This window comes from Zavarzinia sp. (assembly GCF_049306435.1).
Lineage (GTDB): Bacteria > Pseudomonadota > Alphaproteobacteria > Zavarziniales > Zavarziniaceae > Zavarzinia.
On record NZ_JBAQRT010000330.1, the window covers coordinates 1 to 18,200 of the forward strand.

Sequence of the window (18,200 nt, forward strand, 5' to 3'; positions counted from 1 at the left end):
TCCGAGAGGAGCGGGGCCGCGCCGGCGGCGATCGCGTCGGGCCCGGGCGCCATCTGGAAGGCGGCCTCGAGCTCGTCCAGCGACACTTCGCCCGGCTTCAGGGCACGCGGGGGCATCGTCGGGACGACCAGCGCCGGGGCCGGAGCGGATGCCGGGGCCGGCGTGTGGCGTCCTTCGGCGAGATCGTCGAGCCGGGAAATGATCGCGGCATCATTGCCCGGCGGTTCCTGCTCGGTTTCGCCCAACACCTTGAGAATGGCCTTGATCGCGTCGATGGCTTCGAGGATCAGGCTGACCGCGTCCTCGGTCACCTCCATCTCGCCGGCGCGGAACTTGCCCAGCACGTTTTCACCGGCATGGGCGACCGCTTCCAGCCGGGGCAGGCCGAGAAAGCCGCAGGTTCCCTTGATGGTGTGGACGAGACGGAAGATGTTGGACAGGACCTCGCGGTTGTTCGGATCCTGTTCAAGTTTGACGATCTCGACGTCGACGACGTCGAGGTTCTCCGCCGTCTCGGTGAGGAATTCTTGGAGCAGGTCGTCCACGGGCACCCCCGAAGTCAGGCGCCGACAGGCTCGCAGCCGCCGTTGCGCGAAAACATCTCGTTCGATGGGGCCAATGCTGCCGCCGGGGGAGTAAAGATTCGATGAACGCCGCCGGCAATTCCGGCCACCGCCCGTTCAGTCGAGGCGGAACTCCACCATCGCCTCGCCGGTCGCGCAGGTGAGGCGGCGGCCGCCCTGCGCCGCGATGCCAAGGACATAGGCGATGGGCGCGGTGCGCGGCTCGATGTCCGCCTCGTCCCCGGCCAGGACCGCGGCATGGCTGGCCGGCAAGGTGCAGCGATCACCGGCGACCCGCACCAGGATGCCGCCATCGGCGCCGAAACCAAGCGACATTCGCCCGCCGCGATAGAGGCAATCGGCGCCGATCAGCGCCATCAGCAGGCCGATCTTGGCGACGGATCTTTCAAGCCCGTCGCGCGCGCCGTCGATCGTCACGGTGATGCGCCGGCCCTGCATGACCGGCGAAAGCACGTCGGCGATCTCGTCATGTCCGACGATGGAGCCATCGGCGGCGGCACCGAACGCCAGCCGGAACAGACGCAGACGCGCCGAAAGCTCGGCCGCGCTTTCACCGACGAGAGCGATCGACTGATCCCGCAGCTCTTCCTCGTCCGCGCCTTCATCGGTATCCGTCAGAAGCTCGACCCCGTTGACGACAGCCCCGACCGGGCCGACCAGATCGTGGCACAAACGCGAACAGAGCAGGCCGGCAAGCAGGAGAGGATCAGTCATCGAAGGCCACGAAAGACGGACAAGGAAACAGCGGGGCATTGCCGCCATGGCGGCAAGGGACGACACTGGCGCGACCGCACCATAAACCAGCCCCGCCCCCCGCGCTACTGCGAGGGAGGGCCGGCGCCCCAAGCCCGGGGCCGGGAGACCACCATGCATGGACACACCGCCACGACATTGCTGACGCCCGGCGCGCGGGTCCGCCACCCGGGCGAGCCGGACTGGGGCATCGGCCAGGTGCAGAGCGTCGTCGGCGCGCGGGTGACGGTCAATTTCGAACACGCGGGCAAGAGGCTGATCAATATCGCCGTGATCGATCTCGAACCCGTCGGCGACACCGAGGCCTGACGGCCCTTCCCGGGAAGCCCGGCCTTTTCCGGGAAACACTGTGTTCACGTCGCCGCCCGCGGCACCGGGTGGCTTGCGCCCGGCCCTCGCCTTCCCCATAAACAGGACCAAGTCATCGCGACAGGGTTCGAACCACAACAAGCAGATGATAGGGGAGCGCGCATATGGACGGGGGAGCGGCCACGGGATCGATGGCGGTAACGGACGGGCTCATTCGCACGGTCGGTGATATTCCTCGCCACCACGCGAAACTTCGGCCGGATGCCACCGCCCTTGTCTTCGACGGACGGGTATCGTCCTTCGCGCGCTGGAACGACCGCTGCTCGCAGGTCGCCAATGCCCTGATCCGCGACGGCGCCGGCCCCGGCGCCCGGATCGTCTTCTTCGCCAGGAATTCCGACGGGTATTACGAAGCCTATGTCGGCGCGGCCAAGGCCAATGCGGTTCTCGTCGCCGTGAACTGGCGCCTGGCGCCGCCGGAAGTCGCCTATATCGTCAGGGACAGCGGCGCCGAAATCCTCATGGTCGGGCCGGAGTTCCTGCCGCTGATCCGCCAGATCCTGCCCGAATTGCCGCAGGTCCGGCGCATCATCGTCATGGGCGAGGGCGGCGCCGATGGCATCGGCTGGGAAGACTGGCTGGCGGATGCACCCGCGACAGACCCCCTGCTGCCGACCACGGCCGACGATGTCGCGATCCAGCTCTATACCTCGGGCACCACGGGCCACCCCAAGGGCGTGATGCTGACCAACGGCAATGTCCTCGAAGCCATGAAGGCGGCCGAGATCGGCACCTATGGCCATTGGCTGCCGGGGGTCGACCGGCTGATCATGTGCATGCCGAATTTCCATGTCGCCGGCTCGAACTGGGGCATGTTCGGCCTCTCGGTCGGCGCTTCGGTCCATGTCCTGCCGGAGGTCGATCCGGCCAGGATCCTGGCGACGATCGAGCGGGAGGGCATCACCCGCGCCCTCTTCGTGCCGGCGGTCGTGCTGTTCCTCGTCCAGCATCCGGCGGCCGCCAACACCGATGTCTCCAGCCTGAAGACCATCCTCTACGGCGCCGCGCCCATTCCCCTCGACCTGCTGCGCTCGGCGATGAACATGTTCGCCTGCGACTTCGTGCAGGGCTATGGCCTGACCGAGACCTGTGGCGCCGCCATCTGCCTGCCGCCCGCCGATCACGATCCGGCCGGCAGCCCGCGGATGCGCAGTTGCGGCAAGCCCCTGCCCGGCGTCGAGGTGCGGATCGTCGATGCCCTCGGCCAGGATGTGCCGCCGGGCGAGGTCGGCGAAATCGTGACCCGGTCCGGCCTCAACATGCTCGGGTACTGGGGCCGGCCGGACGAGACGGTGAAAACCCTTCGCGACGGCTGGCTGCACACGGGCGATGCCGGTTACACGGATGCCGACGGCTACGTCTATATCCATGACCGGGTGAAGGACATGATCGTCTCGGGCGCCGAGAACATCTATCCGGCCGAGGTCGAGAGCGCGCTCTATGGCCATCCCGCCATCGCCGATGTCGCGGTGATCGGCGTGCCCGACGACAGATGGGGCGAGGCGGTCAAGGCCGTCGTCGTGCTGAAGCCGGGCGAAAGCGCCGATGCCGCCGACATCATCGCCTTCGCCCGCCAACGCATCGCCGCCTACAAGGCGCCCAAGACCGTCGATTTCGCCGACAGCCTGCCGCGCAACCCGTCTGGCAAATTGCTGAAGCGGGAACTGCGCAAACCCTATTGGGAAGGCCGCGACCGCCAGGTGAACTGAGGGGACACGCCCAGGGCCATTGACCACGAAAGGGAAACAATCCCTTTCGTGGCGCCCCATTTTTCACGATCAGGAAACCCCCTACCTTCTGTCCATGGACGGCCGCCAAGGGTGGCCCGCAAAAACGGGAGATGGGACCATGATCGAACTTCGCCCCTTCAAGAGCCTCGGCGCCGCCGACCATGGCTGGCTGCGCGCCAAGCATCACTTCGCCTTCGGCGACTATTTCGACCGCAGCCGCCTGGGCTGGGGCAGCATCCGGGTCTGGAACGACGATACGATCGCGGCCCAGAGCGGCTTCCCCCCGCATGGCCATGCCGACATGGAAATCATCACCTATGTCCGCAAGGGCGCCATCAGCCACAAGGACAGCCTGGGCAATGCCGGCCGGACCGAGGCGGGCGACGTGCAGGTGATGTCCGCCGGCTCGGGCATCCGCCATTCGGAATATAATCTGGAGGATGAGGATACCCAGATCTTCCAGATCTGGATCCATCCGACCAGCCGCGGCGCGGCGCCGTCCTGGGGGGCGAAGCCTTTCCCCAAGGATGACCGGGCCGGCCGCTTCGTCACGCTGGCCAGCGGCTTCGGCGACGAGGATGCCCTGCCCATCCGCACCGACGCGCGGGTGCTGGGCGCGACCCTGAAGGCGGGCGAAAGCGCGACCTATGAGCTGACGCCCGAGCGCCACGCCTATCTGGTGCCCTCCCTGGGCAAGGTCGAGATCGACGGCGTGATCGTCGACACCCGCGACGGCGCGGCCATCACCGGCCTCGACCGCATCACGGTCAGGGCGATCGAGGACGCGGAAGTCGTCCTGGTGGACGCGGCCTGAAGAAACACGGACCATGGCGCGGCGGCGCGATCCGCCGCGCCGCTTTTTTTGGGGTGGATGACATGACCCGCATTCTCGGCATTTCCGGCAGCCTGCGCCGGGCTTCGTTCAACACCGCCCTGCTTCACGCCATGGCGCGGCATCTGCCCGATGGGGTCGAATTCGAGATCGCGACGCTGCACGGCGTGCCGCTCTACGATGGCGACGCGGAAGCCGCCGACGGCATTCCGCCGGCGGTGGCGGCCCTCGCGACCAGGATCGCCGCGGCGGACGGGGTGATCCTGTCGACGCCGGAATACAACAACGGCATGCCCGGCGTGTTCAAGAACGCGATCGACTGGCTGTCGCGGGGCGGGGTCGCCGGCGGCAAGCTCTTCGCCGGCAAGCCGGTCGCCCTTGCCGGCGCCTCGCCCGGCGGCTTCGGCACCATCCTGTCCCAGACGCATTGGCTGCAGGTCCTGCGCGCCCTCGGCACGAAACACTGGTCCGAGGGGCGGTTGATGGTCTCCCGCGCCGGAAAGGCTTTCGATGCCGAGAACGCCCTGCAGGACGCCGATGTCGCCGCCCAGCTCGGCCCCTATCTCGCGGGATTCGCCGGTTTCATCGGGAAGTGATGGCCCGCAGGGGGGCGGTGACCTCGACCAGCGCATCCATGACGGCGCGGACGCGGGGGCTGCGCCGCATGTCGGGATGCACGACGAGCCAGAGGTCCCGCGTCGCCTCCGGCCCGTCGCGCAGGCAGACCAGCTCGTCCCCTTCGGCAAGGACATGGGGCACCACCGCGACGCCCATGCCGGCGCGCAGGGCCGCCAGCATGGCCGTCAGATCGTTGGTCATCAGGCCGATGCCGGCCGCCCCCGCCAGTTCGCGCAGCCAGCATTGCTGCGGCACATCGGCCAGCTCGCCGTCATAGCCGATGTAACGCCAATCATCCCCTCGCGCGACATAGTCGCGCCGGCCATAGAGCCCATAGGTCAGGCGCCCGACATGGCGCGCGACCAGCCCCCGGTCTTCCGGGCGGTATAGACGCAAGGACAGATCGACCTCCCGCCGCGAGAGATTGGTCACGGCATTGGCGACCGAGAGGTCGAGCACCAGGCCCGGATGGCGGTCCAGCAGCGGCGCGAGGCGCGGCATCAGCCATTGGCTGCCGAAGGCCGGCGGCGCCCCCAGGCGCACCACGCCCCGGATCTCCTGCCCGGCGCCGCCCGCCTGGCGCTCGAAGGCCAGCACCGCGTCCTCGACCGCGCCGAGACGGGCAGTCAGCGCCGCCCCCTCGTCGGTCAGGGCATAGCCGCGCGGCAAGCGATCGAACAGCTTGACGCCAAGGCGCGCCTCCAGCGCCGCGATGCGCCGGGCCACCGTGGTGTGATCGGTCTGCAGCGCCCGCGCCGCCGCCGACAGGCTGCCGAGGCGCGCGAGGGCGGCGAAGAAGCGCAAATCGTCCCAATTGCTCATCTGCGCAAATTCGCACAGATCGGGCGCGACATCACCAGATTTTCAGCGTGCCTCCCCGGTCCTAACCTGCCCCCGTCCTTTCCCCGACAGGAGCGCGCCATGTCCCTTTCCATCGCCCTTGCCGCCCATGGCGGCGCCGAGGTCCTGCTGCCCCGGAACGCCGACGTGCCCCTGCCGGGCGCGGGCGAGGTCCGCCTTTGCCAGGGCGCGATCGGGGTCAATTTCGTCGATATCTATCACCGCCAGGGGCTTTATCCGGTGCCCGGCCTGCCCGCCGTGCCCGGTGTCGAGGGCGCGGGCGTGATCGAGGCCATCGGCCCCGATGTCGTCGGCCTTCGCGTCGGCCAGCGCGTCGCCTATGCCGGCCTGCCCATCGGCGGCTATGCCGAGGTGCGCAATATCCCGGCCGAGCGCCTGATCCCCCTGCCCGCCTCCATCGCCACGGCGACGGCCGCCGCCGCCATGCTGCGCGGCATCACCGTCCACATGCTGCTGCACCGGGTGTTCCCGGTCGGGCCGGGGGTAACCCTTCTCGTCCAGGCGGCGGCGGGCGGCATCGGCCTTGTCCTGACCCAATGGGCCAAATGCCTGGGCGCCCGGGTGATCGGCACCGTCGGCAGCGAGGACAAGGCGCGGATCGCGATGGAGCATGGGCTCGATCACGCGATCCTCTACAAGGAGCAGGATTTCGTCGCCGAGGTGCGCCGCCTGACCGGCGGCAAGGGCGCCGATGTCGCCTATGACGGCATCGGGGGCGAGACCTTGCTGAAGACGCTGGACGCGGTCGGCCTGTTCGGCACCGTCGTCAGCATCGGCCAGGCGGGCGGCAGCCTGCCCGATATCAAGGTCGCAGACCTCGGGCCGCGCCGCTCCCTCGCCCTCGCGCGGCCCAGCGTCCTTGCCTATGCCCATGATCCCGCGTCCTATCGGGAAGCCGCCGCCGATCTGTTCGACATGATCGAGGACGGGCTTCGCATCACCGTCGGCGCGGAATACCCCCTGACCGATGCGGCCGAGGCCCACCGCGCCCTCGAATCCGGCAGGACCACGGGGTCGATCCTGCTGCGGACGTGAGGGCGGCGCCTTACGCCGCTTCCTTCGGCGCGGCGCGGGCCGGGGCCTTCGTCTTGCCCCCGAACTGGAGCGCCCCGTCGTCGAGCTTGCCGTAACGCAGGGTGAAGATATCGAGCAGATAATTCTGGTAGAGCTTCCACGGCCGCTTCGAGCCCTGACGCGGAAAGTCCTGCAAGGCGCGCTGAACGTAACCCGACGAGAAATCGATGAAAGGCTCGGGCTTCACCTCGGCATCGGTCAGGCGCGGCGTCGCGCTGGTGTAACCGTGCCGATCCATGTGGTTCAGCAGGCGGCACACCCGCTCGGCCGTGAGATCCGCCTTCAGCGTCCAGGAGGCATTGGTGTAGCCGAAGGCGGTGACCAGATTGGGCACATCCGAATACATCATGCCCCGGTAGTTATAAAGCTCGCTGGCCACGACCTTCCGCCCGTCGACCGACAGCGTCATGCCGCCGAGGAACAGCAACTTCAGCCCGGTGGCCGAGACGATGATATCCGCCTCCAGTTCCTCGCCCGATTTCAGGCGGATGCCCTTTTCGGTGAAGCTCTCGATATGGTCGGTGACGACCGAGGCCTTGCCCTCGCGCAGCATCCTGAACAGATCGCCGTCGGGCACCAGGCAGACGCGCTGGTCCCACGGCTTGTAGGCCGGGCTGAAATGCTTCTCGACGTCGAAATCGGGGCCGAGCTGCTTGCGGATGAGGCCGATGATCTGCTGCTTCACCTTCTCGGGGCGGCGGCGCGACAGCTGGAAGAACAACATGCCGAGGGCGACGTTCTTCCACCGCGTGATGCCATAGGCGAGCCCGGCCGGCAGATATTTGCGTAAACTATTCGCCAGCTTGTCCTCGCCCGGGCGGGAGATGACATAGGTCGGCGAGCGCTGCAGCATGGTGACGTGCCCCGCCGTCTTCGCCATCGCCGGCACGAGGGTCACCGCGGTCGCGCCCGAGCCGATGATCACCACCTTCTTGCCGGTGTAATCGAGGTCTTCCGGCCAGTGCTGGGGATGGACGAAACGGCCTTGATACGCCTCGCGTCCCGGAAATTCGGGGGTGAAACCTTCGTCGTAATTGTAATAGCCGCTGCAGCCGTAAAGGAAGCTGCACGAAAGGCGCACCACTTCGCCGGTCGCCGTCTTCTCGGCTTCGACCGTCCAGGCCCCATTCTCGGACGACCAGGCGGCGGATTTCACCTTGAGGCCGTAACGGATGTGATCCCGAATGCCGCCGTCCTTCGCGACTTCGGTCATGTAGCGCAGGATGGACGGACCATCGGCGATCGCCTTGGCGTCGGTCCAGGGCTTGAAGGAATAGCCGAGGGTATACATGTCGCTGTCCGAGCGGATGCCGGGATAGCGGAACAGGTCCCAGGTCCCGCCCAGCCGCTCCCGCCCCTCGAGAATGGCGTAGCTCTTGCCCGGGCAATAGGTCTTCAGGTGCCAGGCGGCACCGATGCCGGACAGGCCGGCGCCCACGATCAATACATCGACATGCTCGAGCGCCATCGGCTCTCCCCCGGATGAGCCATGGGCTGCGCGCCCCGGCCGGTCTTGTCCAAGCCCCGTGCACCGGGGTCTTTGCGCGGCCGACGGGCCGGCGCCGGCCGCATTATAGGGAAACCTTTGTCAGTTGAAATAGATTAATTCCAACCTCAATGGAGCAGCCCCGACTGGCGCGCGATCTGCACCGCATGAGTGCGGTTGCGGGCATTCAGCTTCTTGGTGATGTTGCGCATGTGCCATTTCACCGTTTCTTCCGACAGGACCAGCGCCTCGGCGATATCGCGGTTGGTCAGGCCCTGGGAGATCAGGGTGAGAACATGGCCCTCGCGGTGGGACAGGCCGTTCAGCCCGCCGACAGCGCCGACGTCCGGCAGGGCGAAATCGGGGGTCGGCGTCGGCTGGCGCTCGGTCAGGGGATTGAGCAGGTAATCCTCGTCGATGACCGAGCGGCGGAAACCGGCCTGGGCCGCCGTCAGCTTGGCCTGGGTGGCGAGGCGCCGGCTTTCCGCCGCGTCGCCCAGCTGGGCCTGGGCCCCGGCCGCGATGCAGAGGGTGGAGATTTCCAGCCGGACCTGCCCGGTCGAGCGGACCCGGTTCAACAGGGTCGCCACCAGGCGGGATGCCCGGCCGATATCGCCCCGCGCCAGGGACAGGCGCGCCTGGGTCAGCTGGCGCATGTCCATCGATGCCGCGAATTCCTCGGTCGTCGGCTGGGACAGGCCCATTTCCTGATCGACCAGGAAGGCCTCCTCCAGCCGGCCGGCGCGGATCAGGCAGGTCGCCATCTCGCCGCCCAGAAGATCGACGAGGCGAGGCAGCCCCGCCTGCTGGGCAAGGCCGATCGAACGTCGCAGGATGGACAGCGCCTCCTCCACCTGGCCCGAGGCCATGGCCAGCCGCGCCAACACCCGGCTGGCGCTTTCGCCCAGTTCCACCGTGACATGGCCAAGGGCCGCCTCGCCGGCCTCGTCCATCGCCTGGCGCGCCTCTTCGAGGCGGTTCGCCTCGTAATGCGCCTCGGCGAGGCAGGCCGACATCAATTCGCGCACGAAGCCGACCGGACGGAGGTCGACATCCTTGCTTTCGAGAGCGATGGTCGATTTCTCCACCACCTCCGTCAGCTTGCCCTCGAACAGGGCAAGGCGCGCCTTCACGATCGAGCTCCAGCCATAGGCGTAGGGCGCCCGGCTGCGAACGACCACATCGTCCGACTGTTCGAGAAGCCGCCGGGCTTCCCGTGGCCGGCCGAGGGCCAGGGCGGTATAGGCATTGCCGATGATGATCGAGGCCTGTTCCATGAGGCCGGTCCGCGTCCACTTGCGGTCGAAGGCGCGGAACAGCTTGCCGGCGACGGCGTAGCGATCGGCGGCCGTCGCCGCGATCGCCCGGATCATGTCGCAGGTGGACAGGGTTTCCGCCGCCTGTTCCTCGGTGATCTTGTCGAGGTTGAGGGCGGCCTGGACATCGGCCTCGACACTCGCCAACAGACGCCCGGCCTCGGCATGACGCTGTCGGAAGGTGAAGGCCCAGGCGAGGCCGATTTTCAGCGAGGGGTAACGGTCGATGATTTCGCCCGGCAGGTTGCTGATCCAGCGCTGCACCGTCGCATGTTCGCCCCGGTTCAGGGCGATGTCGGTCACCCGGTCCGAGGCAAAGGCGGCGGCCTTTTCGTGATCGTCCGCGCGCAGGGCATGTTCAACCGCCAGTTCCACCTCCCCCACCCCGTGAAACCAGGTGCTGGCCGCGGAAAGCAGGCGTTGTTTTTCCCCCGGATGGTCGACATCGAGGCGGGATTCCAGGAATTCGCGGAACAGCGCGTGATACTTGAACCAGCGCCGCTGACGATCGAGCGGGATCAGCAGCAGGTGGCGATCCTCGATCTCGGCCAGCAGGGCGCGGGCATTCTCCAGCCCGGTCAGCGCCGTGCAGAGTTCCGGCGAGAACATGTCGAGAGGCGAGGTCGCGAGCAGCAGGCGCCGCACCTCGGGCCGCTGCAGGTCGAGGGTGACCTCGCACAGATAGCGCGACACCTCGACGTCGGTGCCCGAAAATTCGTCGACGAACAGGCTCGGACTCTCGGAGGCTTCGAGGGCGAGGCCCGCCATCTGCAGCATGGCGGCCCAGCCGCCGGCGCGATGGCGCAACCGCTCCGACTGTCCGGGATCGATCTCGCGCTTGCAGATATTGCCGAGCAGACGCCGCGCCTCCGCGGCGTCAAGGGCAAGATCGGATTCGCGCAGCACCATGACCGCGCCGGCCAGCCGCGCCTTGGCGAGGGCCATGGGCAGGGCGATGCGACTGCTCATCACCAGTTGGAGACCTTCCGGCGCCTGGGCGGCGAGCCGTCCGATCGCCCGATGGATAGAGGCATTGGTGACGACGTGGAAATCGTCGATGAAGAGCGCGGCCGGACGCTCGCTGAAGTCGTGGGACAGCAGACGGTCGACCACATCCTCGATTTCCTGCAATTCGCCCGACCCGAGAATGACCGACTGGCGGCACAGGCCCGGAAAGGCACCGATCATGAGCGAGGCGAAGCGCCCCGGCTCGTCATCGAGCACATCGAGCGACAGCCAGGCCGTGCGCCAGCCCTGCTCGGTCCGCATCTCCAGCCATTGCCGCATCACGGTCGATTTGCCGTAACCGGGCGGCGCCTCGATCACGATCGCCTGCATTCCCGATGCTTCCGCCGACAGTCTCGCCAGCAATCCGTCCCGCCGCACGGTCCATTGCCGCAACGGTGTCGGCCGCGCCTTCGCGCTCCTGACCAGTGACGGCGGCTTTTTCGTCCCCATCGATTTCCCCCCGACTTCGTGCCCGGCATTGATGCCGGTGCCTTTATTTCTTCAATCTTATAGTCGCCGTGTTTCACCCCGTATTCAAAAAAAAGGGGAGGAGGCGTGGAGGTTCCTCCTCCTCCCCGAGTACCGGCTGGGGGGCCGGGGACCGAACTAGAACTGATAGGTTACGCGCAGGGCCACTTCGTCGACGTAATCGACCAAGGCGATGGCGGACCGGCCATCCTCCTCGGCGACGACGATATTGGCGTAGATATTCGCCTCCCACTTGTCGTTGGGTTTCCAGCGCAGGCCCGGCTGGAAGAACCAGCCGCCGTCGATTTCATAAAGCACCGCCCATTCGAACTTCCATTCGAGCGAGGGCGAGGGCTGGAACCCGGCGAAGGCGATCGCCGCCGAATAGTCGACACCGGTCGGCGGCGACGTCGATGTCGAGTCATAACCCGACAGGTGGCGGGTGCCGACGTCGAAGATGTCGCTGCCGTTCTTGTACATGAACTGCATGACCATGTAGGCCGCCGGGAAATCCTCGCTCCAGCGGTGCCATTTCTCGAACACGGCGGCGAAGGCCCACTGGTCTTCCTTGATGAACTCCTGGGCGAGGGTCGGATTGGTGAAGGTCCGGTCCGGGGTATAGGTGACCTCGAGGCGGGCGATCAGCTGTTCGAGGAATGTGCCGGGCTCCGCGTCGAAGACATAGTTCACGCTGGCGCCGAAGACATTCTCGTAGGGGAAAACGCGCTCGAGGTGACCGCGCAGGCCGCCCGACAGCCAGAAGAACGTGTCGAGTTCGCCGCGCGCCAGGGCATCGCTGTCGCCGACGTTATAGGCGGTCAGGGCGCCGGTCGCCGGCTGGAAATCGTCGACCGCGGCATTGAGACCGTGGGTGCCGTCGAGCCGGATGCTGTTGGCGTACCAGTACCATTCCTCCTGGCTCTTCACCCCGTTCTCCTGATCGACCTCGAACGGTGTCTCGGCCAGGGTGGCGCCCGAACCCGGCAGAACCGGCAGATCGCGATTCACGCCCGATTTGGTCCAGCGGTAGACGCCGTCGGGATTGTGACGCGAGACGGCGATGAACTGCAGGCCGAGGTTGCCGATCTGACCGCGGATGCGTCCGCCGACATTCCACAGGTCATCGGCGTAGCCCTTGTAGCGCTCGTGCACAGTGAACTGGTCCGGCACCACGTTGTAGGGCGACGAGGGATTGGGATAGAGCGTCGGCTCGAATTTCTGGACGAAACCTTCGACTTCCCATTCCGACGTTACCTGATAGGACGCGCGGATGCCGAGGGCCGGCACGCGCTTGTCGCCATATTCCTCGATCGCCGGCTCGAAGATCAGATGCCGGCGATAGTCGAGACCGGCGGGCACGTCCATCACGCGGAAGAAGATCGCCTCGCCCCAGGCGATCTGCTGGTTGCCCATGCGGACGAACAGCGGACCATTGGTGTAATCGACCGTCGCCACCGGCAGGTCGATCATGAAATCCTTCTCGGCGTATTCGAGCGGGGTGCCGCCACCACCGCTGCGCATCTGCGTCTCGAAGTAATTCACATCGGCGTTGTCGTCATAGGTGTTCCAGTCGTAATAGCCCCGAACCGTCAGCCGCGCGCTCCAGTTCGCGTCGATCGCCGCCGCCATGTTCACCTCGAGGCGGGTCGCGAAGAGATTGAAATCATTCTTCGCGGTCCGGACATCGCGCCGGCCGGTCGGCGGCAGGGTCGCCGCCGAGCCGAACAGGGGCTGGGTGATATCGCTCAACCCCGGAAGACCAAGGCTGCCCAGCAGATTGTTCACGCCCGTCACCGTGGACAGATCGAGGCCGAGCGGCTCGAGCGGGACATCCTTGCCGTTGAACGGGTTGCCGTGATTATTGGCCTGGTTTTCCTTGTCGCTCAGCTTGATCGCCATTTCCTGGCGAATGAAGCCGGAGATGGAGAAATCGATCGCGAGCGCCGGAACCACCAGCCCGAACAAGGCCCCGCCGATGATGCTGCCCGCGATGATGCCGGCGGTGCCCGCCTGTTTCTTTCTGGACATGGTTTCCCCCCCTGGTCCCTGACGCGCGGTCTTCAGTTCTGGCCGACGCGGACGATACGCCCGGTGTGACCGCCAACGATCCAGCCGCTGCCCTTGGCGGCGATCGCCGGCTGATACCAGGTGGTGGCCACGTCGCCCGCCACCAACGGAACCAGCTTGGTTGCCTCGTCGGTCGCGACCAGCATGGTGCGCATCCCGGTGATCAGGGTCTTGCCGTCCTCGCCCCGGGCGATGCCGAGGAGGTTGGCCTTGCTGCCGCTGTCGACCGTGTCCCAGGTCGCGCCGCCGTCGCGGGTGCGCAGGACCTTGCCGTCCTGGCCGACGGCATAGCCGGTGCCGCTTTTCTCGATCTTCAGGTCGAACAGCGAGGCGGTGCCGATATGGGTGACGTCCCAGGTCGCGCCGCCATCCTTCGAGCGCATGATCAGCTCGAATTCGCCAACCACGGTCATGGTGCCATCGGTCGCGATGCTGGCTGAATAGAGATGCGGCTCGAAACCCTGGTCGTTGGTGCGCGACCAGTCGAAATCGATCTTCTTCCAGCTCCGTCCGGTATCGGACGAAACGAGAATGGTGCCAAAGGCGCCGACCGCGATGGCCCGCCCGGCGTCGTTGGCATCAACCGAGAACAACCGGGCATCGGTGCCGCCATCGATCTTGGCCCAGCCCTTGGCGTCCCGCCGCAGCATCACGCCCTGTTGCCCAACGACGAGGGCGACATCATTCTTCAGCGCGCAGCCGAGATAGGCGCTGGTGCTGTTGACCTCGGTCACGCGCTGCCAGGTCTGGCCGGCATCGCTGCTCGTGAAGAGCAAGTTGGGCACGCCCGCCGCCAGGCGTTCGTTGCCGTTCTCGGACAGACAGTAGATGGCCTCGTGAGTCGTGCCCTGACGCACGGTGTCGAGCGCCGGGCCCGCCCCGGCCATGGCCGCGCCCGCCGCCATCAGCAGACCGCCGAGTGACGCGACAAGGCCGATACCGATGCCCCCGATCCTGCTTCCCATATCCTGTTACCCCTGTTTCCGCCCTGTCGGGCCGGCGGTTGATCCCGCCGGCCCATCGTTGCTTTTCTTGCTGCTGTTCCGACCGGGGATCAGGCGCCGAGGCGCCGGATCGCCTGAATGGTCAGATACTGGTCGTGGAGGCCGTCGCCCTGGTTGAAGCCGGACTTGTAACCGCCGGTGATTTCCTTGGCCTTCAGCGCGCGGCTCATGCGGTTCGACTGGATGTCGTGGCAGGTGAAATGGCCCCACGACCAATGCACATGGTCGCCGTCCATCACCTTGTTCTTGCCGGTGTCGTAGAGGCTGAACGCCGGCTCGAACGACTTCCACATCTCGCCGCGACGATCGTAGGTGAGATAGGCGACGAACATCATGTTGCGGGTGTCGATATAGACCCGCTTCTTGCCCACGGGCGCGCGCGGGTAACCCGTCGGCTCGCATTCGACCACCAGCACCTCGGGGCAGAGTTCCATGTTCGAGAGCCAGAAGGTCTGATCCTTCGGGCCGCCATGGGCCGGCTTTTCCCAGTTCGGATCGTCGCCCGCCCAGTTCTCGGAGACGGCGCCGAGGTGCGGCTTGGTCTCGATGACCTTGTAGTTACCCCAGGTCAGCATGGGATCGCCGGCCGCCCAGGCGTCCGACAGGAAGATGGTGATGCCCGGCACCAGCGGCTCGAAACGCTGGTTGGTCGGGAAGCGGCGCTCGCGCTTGAAGGCGGGCAGGTAACCGAACAGATCCGGGAACTGGGTCTGGTCGTAATACCATTCGTTCAGGAACGAGGTGCCGCGCACGTCGTTCGGCGAGACGAACCACACCGACTGATAGCGGGCGCGATCCTTCTTGCCCTGCCAGTAGGGGCCTTCGGGATTGCTGAGGAGACCCGTGGTGTTCTGTTCGCACCAGCAGAAATCATACTGGTAGGACACGGTGCCGCTCGGCGAGATGTCCCAGTCCTTGATGGCGTAGAGCGTCTGGTCGTGGCGACCCCACGACAGGGTGATGTTGGCGAAAGCCTCGAGGCCGGTCTTGGCGTCCGGGAACGGGCTGCCGCCGATCCAGGGGTCGCCATTGTCGATCACGACATTGCCCGTCGCGTCGAACTTGGCCTTGCCCTTGTTGCTGAGCGTCGCTTCCAGATACTTGTGCGGGAACATGCGGGTGACATCGGTCGTCGTCTTCACGATCCGGATCTTGCGCCCCATTTCCTTCACCTGCTTGTAGGCGATGGGATCGAGCAGGTCCTTCACGATGTCGACATTGTTGGCGTCGACGATGTCGCCGGTCTTGATCTTGCCCTTGGTGTAGGCGTCGATCGAGAGCAGCTCCTCCGGGTACACCTTGGTGATGTCGCCCGAGCGGGCGATTTCCGGCCAGAGCGCGGTCAACATGCCGAGCGACAGGCCGGTCTGCGCCGTCTTGGACAGGAACTGACGGCGGCTGTAGCCCTTGTCGAACTTGGTGATATGCATTGCTCTTCCTCCCGGACTGGGTTTTCTGGTTGGTTTTTCTTGTTAGGCTTCGGGTTACTTCGCGAAGGCCGCCTGATCGAGGCTGCGGCCTTCGGTGTACTGGCTGAGGTCGATGGATTCGCCGACCAGCAGGTCGTCACGGGTCACGAAGTGCGGCTTGAACAGCCAGACCAGCAGCGGCACCACGACGATGGCGAGGACCATGTTGATGGTCATGACCATGACGAGCAGCAGGCCCATGTCGGCGAGGAACTTCAGGTCCGACAGGAAATACCAGGGCAGGATGCCGACCGCGACGATGGAAGCGGTGAACAGGATGGCCTTGCCGGTGGTCATGATCGCGGCCCGGATCGCCGTGTCGTAACGCTTGGTCGCCTGATATTCCTCGCAGATGCGCGAGAGCAGGTAGATGCCGTAGTCGATGCCGACGCCGATGCCGATCGAAGCGATAGGCAGGGTGTTGACGTCGAGGCCGATGCCGAGTTCGACCATCACCGCGCCGAGATAGAGATTGGCGAGGTTGACCGGGATCAGCAGGAAGAAGCCCGCCATGATGGAGCGATAGGCGATGGCGCAGCCGACCAGGATGATGACGTTGAGGGCGCCGAGGATGACATATTCGTACTGGGCGACCGTGTCGTTGATCGATTGCTGCAGGGCGATGGTGCCGGTGGCGAGACGGACCGTGAACTCGGGATGGTCGACGCCGACGAGTTCAACCGCCTTGCGGGCCTGGGCCAGGGCGAGATCGACCGTCTCCTGCTTGTTGTCCTTGTACCAGAGCGAGACCGTGGCGTTCTGCTGCTCGAAGTCGGCGACATGCAGGAAGGCCTTGGGGCTGGTGCCAAACATCACCGCGCCTACCGCGGCGCCCGTCGCCGCATCGGTCGGATCGAGCGGCGCCCACTTCGGATTGCCGCCAGCGAACAGGCGGTTGGCTTCCGGCAGGTAATCGGCGAAGGACAGGGTCGCCTCGGGCGGGTGGTCCATATGTTCGATCGCGTACTGGATCTGGGCCATGGTCGCGATGGTCTCGGCCTGGCGGGCGACCCGGTTCGGATTGATCGGGTTCTTGGCCTCGAGCACGATCTCCAGCGTGTTCACGCCGGGGAAGTTGCGATTGATCGCCGCGACCGCCGTGTTGAACTCGCCGTCTTCCCACAGGATGTTGCTGCCCTCGACCGGATTGCCGACCTGCATCTGCAGGAATTCATATACCGAGACACCGGTGATGATCAGGAAGACCACCGTGGTTACCCGGGCGGCACGACCGTAGGTAATGGTGGCGACACGCCCCAGGAAGCGCTTCAGCGCCGCGTGGAAGCCGTGATCGCCGTCCATGCCCGTGATCTTGCGCACGTTCTTCGGCGCCGGCAGGAAGGAGAGGATGAGCGGCGACAGGAAGACGTTGGCCGGCACCAGCATGGAGGCCCACCAGCCGCAGAACACGGCGAAACGTTCCATCGCCGGAATGGGCGCGAGGGCGATGAGCAAAAGGCCGGCGGCATCGGTGAAGATGCCCAGCATGGACGGCGCCATCATCACCGACAGCGCGATTTCAGCGGCCTTCCGCTTGTCGCCGACGTGAAGATAGATCTCGTAATAGCGTTCGGTGAACTGGACGCTGTGACTGAACGATCGCGCGACCAGCAGCAACGGCACGACCATGATCAGCGGCTCGATCGCGAGCCCCAGCCAGCCGACGAAGCCAAAGCCCCAGATCGCCGCGATGATCGACGTGGTAATCGGCGTGATGACGCCGGCGAAATTGCGCATGTAGAGGATGAGGCAGAACAGCAGGGCAAAGCCGGTGATGGCGAAAATGCCCAGCATCTGCTGCTGGTAGCGGTAGACCCAGCCGGTGAGCGCCGGCATACCCGCCATGTGGACTTCGTGGCGATCGTCGCGCGCTTCCTCGACGATCTTCTGCATGTATTCGAAGGTCGCGCCATAATCGAGCAGTCGCTCGATGAAGGTCGCGGTGATCAGGGTCGCGGTGCCGTCTTCCGAGATATAGAAGCGGCGGGCCAGCGGCGCCATGTCGACGCGGCGACGAAATTCGTCGATATCGGCCTGGGTCGAGGGGATGGTATCGCCCATGACCGGCTGGGTATCGATGCCGCCGGGCACCGCCTCGGCGTAGCGCACCTTCTCGGTCGAGATCGAGATCACCTGATCATGGTCGACGGCGGGCGCCAGGTCGACTTCACGGGTCAGGTTCCAGATCTTCTGCAGGGTCTCGATATTGTAGATATCACCGTCGGTCCGCTTGACCATGATGGTGATGGTCAGCGGATTGCCGAAGTTCGGGTGATCCTTGAAGGTCTCGACGAAGGGGTGATCCGCCGGCAGGAGGTCGGAGAAGATCGTCTTCAATTCGACGTTGCGGCAGCCCCAGCCGAAGAAGGCGGTGACGAGCGCGATGATCAGGATCGAGAAACCCCGATTGGTCATGATCGCGTGCGATAGGCGATAGCTGAAATTTTGCACTGGCCCACGAGCCCCCTGACTAGCGGTGGAACATCGGGCTGGCGGCCCTTGGCGTGATGTGATGGCGGGCCCGCGAATAGACCCCCAACGCGAGTGTTCGCGTCATCTCT

At 65.9% G+C, this 18,200-nt stretch carries 14 protein-coding genes; 5 read left to right on the forward strand and 9 right to left on the reverse strand.

Translation table 11 applies throughout. The annotated features are described in order from the left end of the window. Both WAZ62_RS19010 and WAZ62_RS19015 read right to left on the reverse strand, forming a co-directional pair. Positions 1-545 (reverse strand): Hpt domain-containing protein (locus WAZ62_RS19010; RefSeq protein ID WP_422645106.1); only part of this gene is annotated, 545 nt, incomplete at its 3' end. A 135-nt stretch (positions 546-680) separates the two neighbouring features. After that, positions 681-1,298, reverse strand: a complete 618-nt coding sequence (locus WAZ62_RS19015; protein WP_422645107.1) for a histidine phosphotransferase family protein — start codon at positions 1,296-1,298, stop codon at positions 681-683. Positions 1,299-1,451: 153 nt separating this feature from the next. On the opposite strand from WAZ62_RS19015, the gene WAZ62_RS19020 reads away from it, so the two are divergent. From WAZ62_RS19020 to WAZ62_RS19035, 4 genes are all read left to right on the forward strand, one after another. Further along, positions 1,452-1,646, forward strand: coding sequence for a DUF3553 domain-containing protein (locus WAZ62_RS19020; protein ID WP_422645108.1), 195 nt, complete (start codon positions 1,452-1,454; stop codon positions 1,644-1,646). Between the two features lie 164 nt (positions 1,647-1,810). Next, positions 1,811-3,415 (forward strand): fatty acid--CoA ligase, encoded by a 1,605-nt coding sequence (locus tag WAZ62_RS19025; protein ID WP_422645109.1) that lies wholly within the window; start codon positions 1,811-1,813, stop codon positions 3,413-3,415. 139 nt (positions 3,416-3,554) lie between these two features. After that, positions 3,555-4,250 (forward strand): pirin family protein, encoded by a 696-nt coding sequence (locus WAZ62_RS19030; RefSeq protein WP_422645110.1) that lies wholly within the window; start codon positions 3,555-3,557, stop codon positions 4,248-4,250. A gap of 62 nt (positions 4,251-4,312) precedes the next feature. Then, positions 4,313-4,864, forward strand: coding sequence for an NADPH-dependent FMN reductase (locus WAZ62_RS19035; protein WP_422645111.1), 552 nt, complete (start codon positions 4,313-4,315; stop codon positions 4,862-4,864). Here WAZ62_RS19035 and WAZ62_RS19040 read toward each other — a convergent pair. Next, positions 4,851-5,708, reverse strand: a complete 858-nt coding sequence (locus tag WAZ62_RS19040) for a LysR family transcriptional regulator (RefSeq protein ID WP_422645112.1) — start codon at positions 5,706-5,708, stop codon at positions 4,851-4,853. The two genes, WAZ62_RS19035 and WAZ62_RS19040, sit on opposite strands and share 14 nt — an antisense overlap. A gap of 99 nt (positions 5,709-5,807) precedes the next feature. Here WAZ62_RS19040 and WAZ62_RS19045 point away from each other — a divergent pair, with 99 nt between their 5' ends. Then, on the forward strand, positions 5,808-6,782 hold the full coding sequence (locus WAZ62_RS19045; RefSeq protein WP_422645113.1) for a quinone oxidoreductase family protein: 975 nt from the start codon (positions 5,808-5,810) through the stop codon (positions 6,780-6,782). Positions 6,783-6,792: 10 nt separating this feature from the next. Here the strand turns inward: WAZ62_RS19045 and WAZ62_RS19050 are convergent, their stop codons facing one another. The 6 genes from WAZ62_RS19050 to WAZ62_RS19075 all read right to left on the reverse strand — a co-directional run bounded on the left by WAZ62_RS19050 (position 6,793) and on the right by WAZ62_RS19075 (position 18,054). Then, a complete protein-coding gene (locus tag WAZ62_RS19050) occupies positions 6,793-8,289 on the reverse strand; it encodes a flavin-containing monooxygenase (RefSeq protein WP_422645114.1) in 1,497 nt (498 codons plus the stop codon). A 146-nt stretch (positions 8,290-8,435) separates the two neighbouring features. After that, positions 8,436-11,081 (reverse strand): LuxR C-terminal-related transcriptional regulator, encoded by a 2,646-nt coding sequence (locus WAZ62_RS19055; protein WP_422645115.1) that lies wholly within the window; start codon positions 11,079-11,081, stop codon positions 8,436-8,438. A 156-nt stretch (positions 11,082-11,237) separates the two neighbouring features. Next, positions 11,238-13,127, reverse strand: a complete 1,890-nt coding sequence (locus tag WAZ62_RS19060) for a DUF1302 family protein (protein ID WP_422645116.1) — start codon at positions 13,125-13,127, stop codon at positions 11,238-11,240. A gap of 32 nt (positions 13,128-13,159) precedes the next feature. Continuing rightward, the gene (locus WAZ62_RS19065; protein WP_422645117.1) at positions 13,160-14,131 is read right to left on the reverse strand and encodes a WD40/YVTN/BNR-like repeat-containing protein; all 972 of its coding nucleotides are present in this window, start codon (positions 14,129-14,131) and stop codon (positions 13,160-13,162) included. Between the two features lie 89 nt (positions 14,132-14,220). Then, on the reverse strand, positions 14,221-15,600 hold the full coding sequence (locus WAZ62_RS19070) for a DUF1329 domain-containing protein (RefSeq protein ID WP_422645118.1): 1,380 nt from the start codon (positions 15,598-15,600) through the stop codon (positions 14,221-14,223). A 54-nt stretch (positions 15,601-15,654) separates the two neighbouring features. Beyond that, positions 15,655-18,054, reverse strand: a complete 2,400-nt coding sequence (locus WAZ62_RS19075) for an efflux RND transporter permease subunit (protein ID WP_422645119.1) — start codon at positions 18,052-18,054, stop codon at positions 15,655-15,657. Positions 18,055-18,200: the final 146 nt, after the last annotated feature.